The 12,319-nt window shown below is 69.3% G+C and carries 13 protein-coding genes, 1 tRNA gene and 1 pseudogene; 10 read left to right on the top strand and 5 right to left on the bottom strand.

All coding sequences use genetic code 11. The annotated features are described in order from the left end of the window. Positions 1–20 precede the first annotated feature (20 nt). Complete coding sequence (locus tag VGC56_RS08930; protein ID WP_464124545.1) at positions 21–173, bottom strand: hypothetical protein; 153 nt, start codon at positions 171–173, stop codon at positions 21–23. A 132-nt stretch (positions 174–305) separates the two neighbouring features. Here VGC56_RS08930 and VGC56_RS08925 point away from each other — a divergent pair, with 132 nt between their 5' ends. Continuing rightward, positions 306–2,939: a DUF2339 domain-containing protein gene (locus VGC56_RS08925; RefSeq protein WP_464124544.1), complete on the top strand. Its 2,634-nt coding sequence runs from the start codon at positions 306–308 to the stop codon at positions 2,937–2,939. Here VGC56_RS08925 and VGC56_RS08920 read toward each other — a convergent pair. Then, complete coding sequence (locus VGC56_RS08920; protein WP_464124543.1) at positions 2,936–3,307, bottom strand: surface-adhesin E family protein; 372 nt, start codon at positions 3,305–3,307, stop codon at positions 2,936–2,938. The two genes, VGC56_RS08925 and VGC56_RS08920, sit on opposite strands and share 4 nt — an antisense overlap. A gap of 277 nt (positions 3,308–3,584) precedes the next feature. Here VGC56_RS08920 and VGC56_RS08915 point away from each other — a divergent pair, with 277 nt between their 5' ends. Further along, positions 3,585–4,055, top strand: coding sequence for a hypothetical protein (locus tag VGC56_RS08915; protein WP_464124542.1), 471 nt, complete (start codon positions 3,585–3,587; stop codon positions 4,053–4,055). 59 nt (positions 4,056–4,114) lie between these two features. On the opposite strand, the gene VGC56_RS08910 is transcribed toward VGC56_RS08915, so the two are convergent. After that, positions 4,115–4,191 (bottom strand) — tRNA-Pro (locus VGC56_RS08910). A 133-nt stretch (positions 4,192–4,324) separates the two neighbouring features. Here VGC56_RS08910 and VGC56_RS08905 point away from each other — a divergent pair. From VGC56_RS08905 to VGC56_RS08880, 6 genes are all read left to right on the top strand, one after another. Continuing rightward, a complete protein-coding gene (locus VGC56_RS08905; protein ID WP_464124541.1) occupies positions 4,325–4,804 on the top strand; it encodes a PaaI family thioesterase in 480 nt (159 codons plus the stop codon). Positions 4,805–4,957: 153 nt separating this feature from the next. Then, complete coding sequence (gene yajC, locus VGC56_RS08900; RefSeq protein ID WP_464124540.1) at positions 4,958–5,284, top strand: preprotein translocase subunit YajC; 327 nt, start codon at positions 4,958–4,960, stop codon at positions 5,282–5,284. Between the two features lies 1 nt (position 5,285). Then, positions 5,286–6,872 (top strand): protein translocase subunit SecD, encoded by a 1,587-nt coding sequence (secD, locus tag VGC56_RS08895; RefSeq protein WP_464124539.1) that lies wholly within the window; start codon positions 5,286–5,288, stop codon positions 6,870–6,872. A gap of 16 nt (positions 6,873–6,888) precedes the next feature. Continuing rightward, the gene (secF, locus tag VGC56_RS08890) at positions 6,889–7,866 is read left to right on the top strand and encodes a protein translocase subunit SecF (protein WP_464124538.1); all 978 of its coding nucleotides are present in this window, start codon (positions 6,889–6,891) and stop codon (positions 7,864–7,866) included. A gap of 19 nt (positions 7,867–7,885) precedes the next feature. After that, on the top strand, positions 7,886–8,266 hold the full coding sequence (locus VGC56_RS08885) for an Mth938-like domain-containing protein (RefSeq protein WP_464124537.1): 381 nt from the start codon (positions 7,886–7,888) through the stop codon (positions 8,264–8,266). 28 nt (positions 8,267–8,294) lie between these two features. Further along, positions 8,295–8,963, top strand: a complete 669-nt coding sequence (locus VGC56_RS08880; protein ID WP_464124536.1) for a hypothetical protein — start codon at positions 8,295–8,297, stop codon at positions 8,961–8,963. A 20-nt stretch (positions 8,964–8,983) separates the two neighbouring features. Here the strand turns inward: VGC56_RS08880 and VGC56_RS08875 are convergent. Continuing rightward, a pseudogene (locus tag VGC56_RS08875) lies at positions 8,984–9,390 on the bottom strand (DUF3597 domain-containing protein). Positions 9,391–9,528: 138 nt separating this feature from the next. Here VGC56_RS08875 and VGC56_RS08870 point away from each other — a divergent pair. Then, positions 9,529–10,143, top strand: a complete 615-nt coding sequence (locus VGC56_RS08870) for a DUF4142 domain-containing protein (RefSeq protein ID WP_464124535.1) — start codon at positions 9,529–9,531, stop codon at positions 10,141–10,143. Positions 10,144–10,157: 14 nt separating this feature from the next. Here the strand turns inward: VGC56_RS08870 and VGC56_RS08865 are convergent, their stop codons facing one another. Next, positions 10,158–11,321 (bottom strand): glycosyltransferase, encoded by a 1,164-nt coding sequence (locus VGC56_RS08865; protein WP_464124534.1) that lies wholly within the window; start codon positions 11,319–11,321, stop codon positions 10,158–10,160. A gap of 106 nt (positions 11,322–11,427) precedes the next feature. Here VGC56_RS08865 and VGC56_RS08860 point away from each other — a divergent pair, with 106 nt between their 5' ends. Further along, positions 11,428–12,285, top strand: a complete 858-nt coding sequence (locus VGC56_RS08860; protein ID WP_464124533.1) for an outer membrane protein assembly factor BamD — start codon at positions 11,428–11,430, stop codon at positions 12,283–12,285. Positions 12,286–12,319: the final 34 nt, after the last annotated feature.

Genomic DNA, 12,319 nt, shown 5'->3' with positions numbered 1-12,319 from the left:
GGGCGGAAAGCCGCGCCGGTTCAGGCCGCCGGTGCCTTCGGCGTCTCCGGCGTCTTCGGTGCCTTCTTCACCGCCTTGGCGACATCCTTTACCGCGCCGATCACCGCCGGCGCGTTCGCCAGCACGGCCGGCAAGGCCTTCCCCAAGGTCTTCAAAAGCGATTTCAACGACATTGCCTTCTCCTCTCTCACCCTCGGCCCGCAGCCCCCCGCGAATCGGTCTGCGAGCCAGGTAGGAACATAGCACGAACACACTTTGAAGGAAAATGGTTTGTGCCGGCTGCCGGTGCCTGTAGGTTCCGGCGCATGGAGATGCTCCTCCTCATTCTCGTCCTCGGCGGCTTCGGCCTCCTAGTTGCCCATTCGCAGCTCGCGGCGCGGGTGAGAGGGCTCGAGCGGGAGGTTGAGGCGCTGCGCTGGAGCATCGGCGGCGAGGTCAAAGTCGCCGAGCGGCCGCCAACGGCAGCACCGCTGGACGCGGCACCGGTTGGCGCGCCGCTGCAGCCCGCCCCGATCGCCGCGTCCCACGCGGCGCCTTCGCCGGCGGCTGCGCTTCTGGCCGGCGGCGCTGCACCTGAGGCCGAGCAGGCAACTCCCGTCCGCGAGACGCTCGCCGCCCTCTTCGAACGCTATGTCGGCGGCCGGCTGCTGATCTGGGCGGGCGGCATCGCGCTGGCCGTGGCCGGCATCTTCCTCGTCCGCTTCTCGATCCAGATCGGCCTCGTCAGTCCGCCGGTGCAGATGGCGTTCGCGGCCTTGTTCGGCTTCCTCCTCATCGGTCTCGCCGAATGGGCGTATCGCAAGCCCGGCGCGCTGCCCGATCCGCGGGTGGGCCAGTCGCTCGCCGGCGCGGGCATCTTCGTCCTCTACGCCGCCGCCTATGGGAGCCTCGTCCTCCACCATCTGTTCGGCCACGGCACGGCGATGGTGCTGATGATCGGCATCACCGGCATCGCCCTCGCGCTGGCGCTGCGCCACGGCGCGCCGACGGCGGTGATGGGCCTCGCCGGCGGTTTCGCCACGCCTTTGCTGGTCGGCGAGCGGCACGGCCAGATCATCCCCTTGCTCTTCTACCTCGGCCTGCTCGACGCGGCTTTGTTCGGCCTCGCCGCCCGCCGCGGCTGGACCTGGCTTGCCGCCGCCGCCGCCCTGCTGAGCTTCGCCTGGTCGGCGGCCTTGCTGTTCTCGGACCCGAACGACGCGCTCGCCACCGGACTTTTCGTCCTCGTTCTCGCCATCGGCGCCTCGCTGCCCCGCGCGGGGGAGGAGGGCTCGGGTGAGCGCGAGGCGAGGGGAGGCCGCCAGCTCGCCTTCCTCCGCCCCGCCGCGCTGGGCATTATCCAGCTCGCCGTGCTCGTGGGGCGAACGGATCTCGGTCTCTCCGCCTGGGGGCTGTTCGCGCTCCTCTCGCTCGCCAGCTTCTTCCTTGCCGGCCGAAGCGTCGAATATCGGCCGATCCCGGCGCTCGCCCTGGCGGCGGCGCTCGTCCTGCTCGCCGTCAAGTCGATCGCGCCGGTCGACCCGCACCTCGGTGCAATCGGCGTCGGCGTGACCCTGCTGTTCGCCGCCGGCGCCATCGCCGCGTTGATGCGCCGTCCAGGCGAGGCCCTGCTTTGGACGATCGTCGCGGCCGTCGCCTTTGCGGGCCCGCCGATCATTCTCGGCTCACTCCACCCGGAGTGGATGTCGTCAGGGCAATGGGGTCTCGTCTTCGCCGCCGCTGCGCTGGGCCCGCTCGCGCTGACCTTGCTCCGGGGCAGGGCAGGGGAGGCCGACCGGCCGCGCCTCGTCGCCGCCGAGGCGGCCTTGCTCCTCCTCGGCATCGCCGCCTACGACCTGGTGCCGGAGGCCTTCCTTCCCGCAGCCTGGCTCGTCCTCGCCGCCGGCGCCGCCTTCGCCGCGGCGCGGCTCAAGGACCGTGACTTGACCCTCCTCACCTACGCCGTCGCCGCGGTGGCGGTGGTGGCGAGCATCGTGCTCGTGCCGAAGCTTTGGGACGGCCTCGGCAACGCCATCTTCGGCGAAGCCGTCCTCGCGCCGAACTTGCCCGGGACGCTCAGGGCGGCGGAGGTGCTGCTCCTCCCAGCCGCCTTGCTCCTCCTCGTCTGGTGGCTCGCCCCGCGCCGGTTGCCGCGCCTCGGCCTCGCCTTGCCGGGCGCCGCCGTCGGGCTTGCCGTGGCCGGGCTCTACATCCTCTTCAAACAGGCCTGGGGGCTGGCGAGCTGGGACGATTATCTCGCCCGCGGCTTTGCCGAGCGGTTGCTCATCACCCAGTTCCTGTTCGCCGCCGGCTGGATCGTATGCAGCGGCCGCCTCCCCCTCGGCCGGCTCGAGGAAAACCAGCGCCGGACGCTCGGCACGGCGCTTACCGCTATGGCCGCGGCGCGCTTCGCCTGGTTCGACCTCCTCGTCGCCAGCCCCCTTGTCTCGGCGCTCCGGGTCGGATCGCTGCCGCTCCTCAACCTGCTGCTTCCGGCCTACATCCTCACCGCCTTCTGGCTCTACCGCGCAAGGCAAGGCGCGCGCGACAAGGCGCGCTCGGGCCTGTGGCTGACCCTGTCGCTGGTCGCACTGGTCGCGGGAACGTTACTGCTGGTGCGGCAGGGCTTCCAGGGCTCCGTGTTGAACAGCGCCGACGTTCCGGCGAGCGAATCCTACGCCCACTCGCTGGCGGCGCTGCTGCTCTCGATCGGCCTGCTCGTCGCCGGCGTACGCATCCCCGATAAGGCGCTACGCCTCGCCGGCCTCATCCTGCTCACGGCGACCACCGCGAAGGTGTTCTTGATCGACGCGGCCAAGCTGGAGGGGCTGCTGCGCATCCTCTCCTTCCTCGGCCTCGGCATCGCCCTCATCGGCATCGGTAAGCTCTACGGCGCGGTGCTCAATGCCGAGGCGCGGCCCGCCGGCAGGGAGAGCGAGCCGCCTGACGTGCAGGTCTAGCCCGTGCAGACCTTGTTGAGGACTTCGCCGGCGATCGACGTCGCGGTCGCCGTGCGCCGTTCCTCCTCGCCCGTCGTCCGCAGCACCTGACCGGCCTTCATGTAGTCGGTGGTGAGGTCTTTGTAGGAGCGGTCGCTGCAGTCGGCGCGGCGGAAGGCCACATAGCCGTCCGACTCGCCCTTGGGGCCGTCGGGGCCGTAGCGGACGCGCAGCTTGAAAGTAACGATGGCGCCGCTTCGCGACACGCTGTCCGAATCATATTCGTACACGCTTCCGTACGAATTCTTGCCGATATAGACCCAGCTCGCGGCGAAGGCCGGCGTCGTGCCCACAATCAGGGCAGCGGCGAAAGTCAGTTTCCTCCACATTGGTTTTTTCCTCCCCGCCCGCCTTCTGACTCCGCGTTTCGCGAATGGCAAGTGCCGCCCGCTCGCCACCAGCTCGCCCGGCGCCCTTGCGGCGCGTGCCGAGGAGGCCCAGAGAGCACGAAATGTGCATCGCGGCCCATACGGCGGCGCCGGCTTCCCCTAGGGAATCATGGCCGTTCTGGATCCCCCACGAGCAGGACGGCCGGGTCCGCCGTGCCCTGACGCCGGCGGGCCCGTCTCCGGGGGGCGCTACGACCTGCGACGTAGGGTCGCGTCCGTGCAACTCGTAGTCGACCCCGCCGCTGCGGACGGCAACAGTCGCGTCACCGCGATCCGGCTCGCCATCCTCGTCACCCGGCTGATGGAGCAATGGCGGCTCGGGCGGTACGATGCGGACAATGCGCTGATCATCGTCGCGGTGATCGCCATCACCTCCGAAAAGCTGGTGCGCGCCGGCCTTACGCCCGACCAGCGCTCGCTCGAGGAATTCCTGCCGCTGTCCAATCTGCAGGGCTGCAACGTCAGCTCGATCGCCGCCGCCACCGCCATCAACCGCGAGACCGTCCGCCGCCGCGTCGCCAGACTGATGGACGACGGCTCGCTGATCCGCACCGACGCCGGCGAGATCGCGCTGCCGCCCGACCGCGTCAACGACGACACCGCCCTCGACCTCGTCCGCCGCCAGCTCGAAGCGGTCACACGCTTCATGAACGAAACGCTTAGGGACGGGGTGGTGGTGGAGAGCTGAGGGGAGGGGGCGTCACCGCCCGGACCGCCCTTGGGACGGGTCTCCCGCCGGGCAAAAAATGGTCGGGGCGAGAGGATTCGAACCTCCGACCCCCACACCCCCAGTGTGATGCGCTACCAGGCTGCGCTACGCCCCGACCGGACCCGCGCGCGGCGCTGCCGCGGCGAGAGGCGGGCGATGTAGAACCGGGGGGCGGGGAAGGCAAGCGGCTTGACTTGGTCATCGCCGAGTCTAGTTTCGGATTGAAACTGATTAGGAGGAGTCCGACCATGGCCGCCACCCGCCGCTACGGCGTTGCTACGCCGGAGGAGGTCGCCGGGAGGTCCGGCATCGAGATGCTTCGCGCCCTAATCGCGGGGGAACTGCCGGCGCCGACGATGGGACGGACGCTCGGTTTCCGCCTCGTCGCGGTGGAGCCGGGGCTCGCAACGTTCGAAGGCGAGCCGTCGGACGCTTTGCTCAACCCGCTGGGCAGCGTCCACGGCGGCTGGGCGCTGGCGCTGATCGACAGCGCCGCCGGCTGCGCTCTCCACACCGAGCTTCCCGCCGGCACCGGCTATACCAGCGTCGAGACGAAGGTGAACTTCACCCGCGCCATCCGCCCCGACGCGGGGATTGTACGCTGCGAGGGGAGGGTGGTGACACGCGGCCGCACCGTCGCCACCGCCGAGGCGCGCCTGACCGACGGCAAGGGGCGGGTGCTCGCCCACGGAACGTCCACCCTGCTGATCCTAACGCCGCGCGGATAAAGACGCTTTTAGAACACAGTCGGGCCCGAGCGCCGCTCCGCCGCTTGACCGCGCCCGCCCGCTTCCCCAACTTGCGTTATGGCGGGGCGGCGTGATAGTCGCGCCGCTTTCCCGGCCCCGCCGCCGCGCGGGCCGCCATCAGGTATATCGTCCATGCAAGCTTCCGCTCCCGCCGCCACCGGCGCCGCGTCGTCCGGCTTCGACAGCATCATCAGCTTCGCGCCGCTGCTCCTCGTCTTCGTCATCATGTATTTGCTCGTGCTCCGCCCGCAGCAGCAGCAGGTGAAGAAGCTCAGGCAGAAGATCGCCGACGTGAAGCGCAATGACGTGGTCGTTACCGGCGGCGGCATCGTCGGCAAGGTGACCAAGGTCGACGAGGCGGAGATCGAGCTCGAGATCGCCCAAGGCGTCCGCATCAAGGTGGTGCGCGGCACGCTCTCGGACGTGCGTCCCCTGAACGCCAAGCCCGCGAACGACTGACATGCTCGATTTTCCCCGCTGGAAGCGCATTTCGATCTGGCTGGCGCTGCTGCTCGGCGTCGTCCTCGCCGTCCCGAGCCTGATCGGCGAGACCTATTCGAACCAGATCGGCATGGGCGGCTTCCCGCGCATCAGCCTCGGCCTCGATCTCGCCGGCGGCAGCCACGTCCTCTACGAAGCGGACGTCAACGACGTCGCCAAGACCCGCGTCGCGGCGATGGAAGACGCGATGACACAGGCCTTCAAGCGTGAAGCGACGCCGATCGATGTCGGCGACGTCTCGACCAACAACGGCCAGCTGAGCTTCCTCGTCCGCGATCCCGCCAGGCTCGATGCGGCGATGGAGATCGCCCGCCGCCAGACCAACGGCGTCGCGACCAGCGGCCAGCGCGACTGGGACGTCAGGGTGATCGACGGCACCCGCATCGTCATGACCCCGACCGCGGTCGGCCTCAAAAGCTTCATCAGCGAAGCGATGAAGGGCGCACACGACGTCGTCACCAAGCGCATCGACGCGCTCGGCACGCGCGAGCCGAACATCGTCCTGCAGGGCTCAGACCGCATCCTCGTCGAAGTGCCCGGCTTCCAGGATCCGGCGGCGCTGAAGGCGCTGGTCGGCAAGACCGCCAAGCTCGAATTCAAGCTGGTCGACGAGACCGTCAGCCCCGCCGACCTCGCCGCCGGCCGCGCGCCGATCGGCAGCCAGGTCCTGCGCACCGAGGCCGGCCGGCCGATCGCGGTGCGGCGCCAGGCGATCATCACTGGTTCGCAGCTTACCAAGGCGCAGCAGGGCTACGGCCAGCAGAACGAGCCGGACGTCGAGATCCAGTTCAACTCCGAAGGCGGCAAGCGCTTCGCCCAGGTCACCCGCGACAATGTCGGCAAGCCCTTCGCCATCATCCTCGACAATATCGTCATTTCGGCGCCGAACATCGAGACGGCGATCCTCGGCGGCTCCGCCTCGATTCATGGCAGCTTTACCGTCGAGTCCGCCCAGCAGCTCGCCATCGCCCTGCAGTCCGGCGCCCTGCCGGTGAACTTGAAGGTGGTAGAGGAGCGCACCGTCTCCGCGTCGCTCGGCAAGGATTCGATCCACGCCGGCGTCACCGCCTCGATCATCGCCGCGGCGGCGATCATCCTCTTCATGCTGGTGACCTACGGCCGCTACGGCGTCTATGCGAACATCGCCGTGGTGCTGAACATCTTCGTCATCCTCGCGGTGATGGCGATGCTCCACGGCACCTTGACCCTGCCCGGCATCGCGGGCTTCGTGCTCACCATCGGCACCGCGGTCGACGCCAACGTGCTGATCAACGAGCGTATCCGGGAGGAATTGCGGCGGGGCCGCAACGTCGTGATGGCCGTCGAATTGGGCTACAAGGAAGCGAGCCGCACGATCTTCGAGGCGAACGCGACCCACGGCATTTCGGGCATCATCATGCTGCTGCTCGGCTCCGGGCCGATCAAGGGGTTCGCCGTCGTGCTGCTGATCGGCATTATGACCTCGGTGTTCACCGCCGTTACCTTCACGCGGATGCTCACCGCGGGCTATATCAAGCGGCACCGCCCTGCCGCGCTGAACATCTGATCCGGGACCGATCGACATGCGCCTCCTGAAGCTCGTCCCCGACAATACCAATATCGGCTTCGTGTCGCTGCGCGGCTGGGCGTTCGGCCTCACCGCCTTGCTTACCGTGGTCGCCGTGTTCGCGACCCTGACGCGTGGCCTTGAACTCGGCGTCGATTTCGTCGGCGGCCTCTCCATCGAGGCGACCTTCCCGCAGCCGCCCAAGATGGACGATCTGCGGGGGGTCGTCGACCATCTCGGCGCCGGCGAGGCCAATCTTGCGCAATATGCCGACAATCCCAAGACCGTCTCGATCCGCGTTCCGCCGCCCAAGAGCAACGATCCGGCCGCGACCAACGCGGTCGTCACGAAGGTTCAGCAGGCGGTGACCGCAAAGTTCCCCGGCGTCCATTTCGGCAAGACCGACAGCGTCTCCGGCAAGGTGTCGGACGAGCTGATCAAGAAGGGCATCCTCGCCGTCGTCCTCGCCGTCTTCGCGATCGCTTTGTTCGGCTGGTTCCGTTTCGAATGGCAGTTCGGCCTCTCGACCTTCGTCGCGATCGGCCACGACGTGCTGATGACCCTGGGCTTCTTCGCGGTCACCCGCTTCGAGGTCGATCTCACCACCGTCGCGGCGGTGCTGACCGTCGTCGGCTATTCGATCAACGACAAGATCGTCATCGACGACCGCATCCGCGAGAACATGCGCAAATACCGCCAGATGGACATGCGCGGCATCGTCGACCTGTCGGTCAACGAGACGCTGCCGCGCACGGTGATGACCTCGCTGACCGTGCTCCTTGCCCTCGGCGCGCTGCTCATCTTCGGCGGCCACGTGCTGATGAGCTTTACGGCAGCGATGATGCTCGGCGTTCTCGTCGGCACCTATTCGTCCATCTACGTTTCCTCCTCGCTCCTCATCACCTTGGGCCTGAAGCCGCAGCCGCCGGGCGCGGCGCCGCGCGCCAAGGGTCCGCAATCGGGCGCCGAGCGGATCACCCGCGAGGGCGCGTGACGGCGGGCGGAGCGGACTGATGGCGCGGCTCACCCCGGACGAGCCGGCGCCAGGCCCGATCGTGCAGGGCTTCTCCGGCACCGGCTTCTCGGTCGACGGCCGCGTCTATCCCGCGGTCCTGCTCACGCCGGATTCGGCCTCCAGCTGGTCGCCGCCCGCAACGGCGTCGGGCCTCATCCTCGATCAACTCCAACCGCTCCTGGCGCTCGAGCGGCCCCCCGAATTTCTCCTGCTCGGAACCGGCCCTGCGCTGGCCTTTCCGCCGCGCCCGCTCGTCCGCGCGCTGGAGGCGCAGGGCATCGGCGTCGAGGCGATGGACAGCCGCGCCGCCGCCCGCACCTGGGGCCTGCTGCGCGGCGAAGGCCGCTGGATCGCCGCCGCCCTCATGCCCCTCGCCTGAGCGCGCGCGTGCCTGTACATACTGCCCGGTGATCGCCGCCGTCTTCGCCGCTGCCCTGCTTCTTCAGGCGCCGGTGCCCGCCAAGGGTTCGCCCGAGCAGCGCGCGCTGTTCGATGCGGCTGTGCAAAGGCAGCATGACTTCGAGGACAGCCTGTTCGCCGAGCAAGGGTTCGAGCCGCTGTCAAGAGTCGCGGCAGAGGGCCGCGTCGTGCGCCGGACTCTCTTGAGCGATCCCTACATGATCCTTCCCGTTCCGGGCGTGGAGATCGAGAAGAAGCCGGACGGGCAGCTCATCCTGCGCGTCATCGGCCGCGGTGTGGCGACCCACGAGGCGAAGCTCGACGCCTCCCAATGGGAGCGTCTGGCAAAACTCGAGGCCGGTACTTTTCCGGAGCGCACCTACGTCCCCTGGGAGCCGGTGCCGCCCGGTGCGGCGACCCCACCGCCGCCGCCGCCGCCCATCTGCCACGGATGGATCGTCCGTTTCGGCGCAGCCGAAAGCGGCCGGCGCCGGAACGGGAGCTGGTCCGTGTGCGGTGGCGCGGAAGCGGACCTGGAGTTTGCCTACGCGGCGGAAGTGGCACGTCTCGCCGTCGCCACCGCACCCGCCTGCAGTTTCGAGCCGAAGAACCCCTTCTGGTCCTTCTCCACCTGTTTTTCGCCGAAGCCTGGGCCGGCGGCCCCCGCGCCGAGGTAATCGCTGCCGCGCGCCTGCGCTCAGTTCCGCAGGCTGTCCGGCACCACGCCGCCATTTTCCGCGAGCTTGTCCATCACCGCGCGGTGGAGGGCGATATTCTCCTCGGCGCTGCCGTCGGCGCCGGCATGGACGCCGAGCTCCTCGGCGAGCTGCTTGCGCGCCGACAGGCTCGAATCGAGGTCGAGCAGCTTCAGCAGGTCGACGATCGAGCTTTGGTAATTGCCGCCGCCGCCCTTGGTCGCGGCCATCTCGCCCAGCACCGCGCCGACATCCACGGCTTGCTGCGCCGGCGCCTCGGCTATCACGGTGTCGCCCTGTGCCTGGCAGGAGCGGCCTGCGCCTGCGGCGCCTGTTGCTCCGCGGGCGCGGCCGCCGCTTGCGTGCCGCTGTGGAATATCTTGTTCATTATGCTGCCGAAAATGCCCACCTTACTCTCCGTTCACGCGACCGCCGGGGGGCGGCGGGCAGCTGAACGGACCGCACCGGCAAAGGCTCCCCAGGGAACGCGGCGCACCGGCGGAAGTTTGTTACGCCGCGCGATCCACCGCGCCTTGAGGAGAGATCGATGCGCCATTCCACCCTTGCCTTGCTGTCGGCGGCCACGCTCGCGCTCGGCGCCTGCGGCCACAAGTCGGACGACGCGTCTACCAACAGCGACGCCACCGCCACCAACATGGACGTCACCGAAGTCGGCGGGAATGTCGGCACCGGCAATGCGGGAGCGGGCAATGCGGTGGGCAGCACCCCGATGGCGACCGGCGGCCAAGGCTTCGCCAACACGGCGGCGGCGAGCGACGCGTTCGAGATCGCCTCCTCGCAGCTCGCCAAGACCGCCGCCAAGGCGCCGGCGGTCAAGGCCTTCGCAGCCCACATGATCGAGGCCCACACCGCCTCGACCGCTTCGCTCAAGACGGCGGCGGCGGGCGCGAACCCGCCGATCACGCCGGACCCGACCTTGAGCCCGGACCAGCAGCAGATGCTCGACGGCCTCAAGGGCAAGACCGGCGCCGACTTCGACAAGGCCTATGCCGACGTGCAGGTCACCGCCCACCAGAAAACGCTGGACGCCCTCAAATCCTATTCGGCGAACGGCGACGTTCCGCAATTGAAGGCGCTGGCGACGAAGATGATCCCGACGGTGACGGCGCACCTCAACACCGCCAAGGGCCTCGCCCGCTAAGGCGGGGCGGCTCTCTACAAAGCCGGAGCCCGCGCGATGGCGGCGAGGTGCGCGTGGAGCGCCTCGCCGTTGACCTTCCAGCTGAACCGCTCCGCAGCCGACCGGACGGCGGCCGCTTCGGGCGGGTGATCGAGGATGTCGCGGACGGCAGCCGCGATGGCTGCGGGCTCCCGGGCGACGATGCGTCCGGCCTCGGGCCGGTCCAGCACCTCGCGGGCGCCGCCGACGTCGGGGATGACGAGCGGCACGCCGCAGGCCAGCGCTTCGAGCCAGGCATTGGCGAGGCCCTCCCGCTCCGACGGCAGCACCATGATGTCGGCGGCGGCGAGCAGCGCCGGGAGCTCCCCATGCGGCACCGCTCTTGCGAAACGGACGCGGGCGGCGACGCCCATGGCCCGCGCAGCCGCCTCCAGCCGTGCGCGCTCCGGCCCGTCGCCGACCAGGACAAGGCTCGCGTCCGGCAGCTGTGCTAGGGCCGCGATGGCGAGCGCCTGGCCCTTCACCGGCACCAGCGCGCCGACGCTGACGAGGAGCGGACCGGAAATCCCGAGCCGCGCCTTGGCCGCCTCTTTGTCGATGGGGCGAAAGCGGTTGAGGTCGATGCCGGTGTAATGAACCGCGATCTTCTCGGCCGGCATCCCGAGAGCCGCCATATCGCGCTTCAGCGCTTCGCTGACCGCGAGGAGCCCGTCGGCTGCGGCCGCCGCTTCGAGCATCTGCGACAACACCTTGGGCCTGGTGCTCCAATAAGCGATGTCGCTCCCGCGCGCCTTGATCGAAAAAGGCACGCCGAGCGCGGCGGCGAGGTGCATCGCCGCGATCCCGTCCGGCCAGAAGAATTCGGCATCGATCACGTCGGGCCGGAAAGCCCTCGCGACCGGCAGCGCGGCGCGCGCCATCGCCTTGGCCCCGCCCGCCTCGCCGATCCGCGGCAGGGTGCGGAATCGCGGACGGTGGACGCGCAGCCCTTCGACTGCATCGCGTGCCGGCAGCCGCGCCCGCCCCGCATAATGCGGGTGCAGGCTGAGCGGCCAGGGCGGTAGCGCGACCGGCGCCACCACCTCCACATCCACCCCCTCGCGCGCCGCCAGCGCCTGCGTCTGGCGCAGCACGAAGCGGCCGAAATCCGGGCGTCCGGCGTCGGGAAACAGGGTCGCGAGGGTCAGCACGCGCAGCATCCACGCCCCCATAAGGCCAAGTCATTAAACCGCCGTTCATCGGCCCTGGGCTGATGTCCCGTCTCTTCGCTTGGCCTTCCCCAAACCCTCCGCTAAGAAGCCGTCCATGCCCTTTCGCTTTACCCGTCCGCTTGCCGCCGCCCTCCTCGTCGGAATCGTCTTCACCCTCCCGGCCTGCGCCGGCCGGGGCAAGCACACCCGCTCCGACACCCAATATGTCGCCCGCGACGTCGCCACCCTCTACAACCTCGCGCGCCAGCAGCTGGGGCAGGGGAATTACGCTGCGGCGGCCGCGATCTTCGACGAGGTCGAACGCCAGCATCCCTATTCGATCTGGGCCCGCCGCGCCCAGCTGATGAGTGCGTTCAGCTATTATGCCGCGCGCGATTATACCAAATCGACGGAATCGTCCCGCCGCTTCCTCTCCATCCACCCGGGCAACCGCGACGCGCCTTATGCTTACTACCTGATCGCGCTCAGCTATTACGAGCAGATCACCGACGTTGAGCGCGATCAGACGACCAGCAAGCAGGCGCTCGACGCGCTCGGCGAGCTGGTCCGGCGCTATCCCGACACGCGCTACGCCGCCGATGCGCGCCTCAAGATCGACCTGGTGCGCGATCACCTCGCCGGCAAGGAGATGGAGGTCGGCCGGTTCTACGAGCGGCGCAACCAGTGGCTCGCCGCCGTTACCCGCTTCCGCGCCGTCATCGAGGAATATCAGACCACCAGCCACACGCCCGAGGCGCTGATGCGGCTCACCGAATGCTATCTTGCGCTCGGTGTGCCGGAGGAGGCGCGCCGGTCGGCCGCCGTGCTCGGCGCCAATTATCCCGGCACCAAATGGTATCAGCGCGCCTACGAGCTGATGCAGCGCCACCCCGGCAATGCGGTGACGCCCGCCGCGGCCCCCGCGCCAACTCCCGCCGCAGCCCCGGCGACGGCGCCGAAGCCGGCCGGCTGAGCCATGCCCGCCCGTCATCCCGGCGGCAGCCGGG

The sequence above is a fragment of the Allosphingosinicella sp. genome, from assembly GCF_036403745.1.
Lineage (GTDB): Bacteria > Pseudomonadota > Alphaproteobacteria > Sphingomonadales > Sphingomonadaceae > Allosphingosinicella.
This window is presented reverse-complemented; position numbering and strand designations above follow the sequence as displayed.

Bases quoted from the DNA above. Each gene is read 5' to 3' on its own strand.
- VGC56_RS08930 (WP_464124545.1), bottom strand. From the start codon at position 173: ATGTCGTTGAAATCGCTTTTGAAGACCTTGGGGAAGGCCTTGCCGGCC.
- VGC56_RS08925 (WP_464124544.1), top strand. From the start codon at position 306: ATGGAGATGCTCCTCCTCATTCTCGTCCTCGGCGGCTTCGGCCTCCTA.
- VGC56_RS08920 (WP_464124543.1), bottom strand. From the start codon at position 3,307: ATGTGGAGGAAACTGACTTTCGCCGCTGCCCTGATTGTGGGCACGACG.
- VGC56_RS08905 (WP_464124541.1), top strand. From the start codon at position 4,325: ATGGCCGCCACCCGCCGCTACGGCGTTGCTACGCCGGAGGAGGTCGCC.
- yajC (WP_464124540.1), top strand. From the start codon at position 4,958: ATGCAAGCTTCCGCTCCCGCCGCCACCGGCGCCGCGTCGTCCGGCTTC.
- secD (WP_464124539.1), top strand. From the start codon at position 5,286: ATGCTCGATTTTCCCCGCTGGAAGCGCATTTCGATCTGGCTGGCGCTG.
- secF (WP_464124538.1), top strand. From the start codon at position 6,889: ATGCGCCTCCTGAAGCTCGTCCCCGACAATACCAATATCGGCTTCGTG.
- VGC56_RS08885 (WP_464124537.1), top strand. From the start codon at position 7,886: ATGGCGCGGCTCACCCCGGACGAGCCGGCGCCAGGCCCGATCGTGCAG.
- VGC56_RS08870 (WP_464124535.1), top strand. From the start codon at position 9,529: ATGCGCCATTCCACCCTTGCCTTGCTGTCGGCGGCCACGCTCGCGCTC.
- VGC56_RS08865 (WP_464124534.1), bottom strand. From the start codon at position 11,321: ATGCTGCGCGTGCTGACCCTCGCGACCCTGTTTCCCGACGCCGGACGC.
- VGC56_RS08860 (WP_464124533.1), top strand. From the start codon at position 11,428: ATGCCCTTTCGCTTTACCCGTCCGCTTGCCGCCGCCCTCCTCGTCGGA.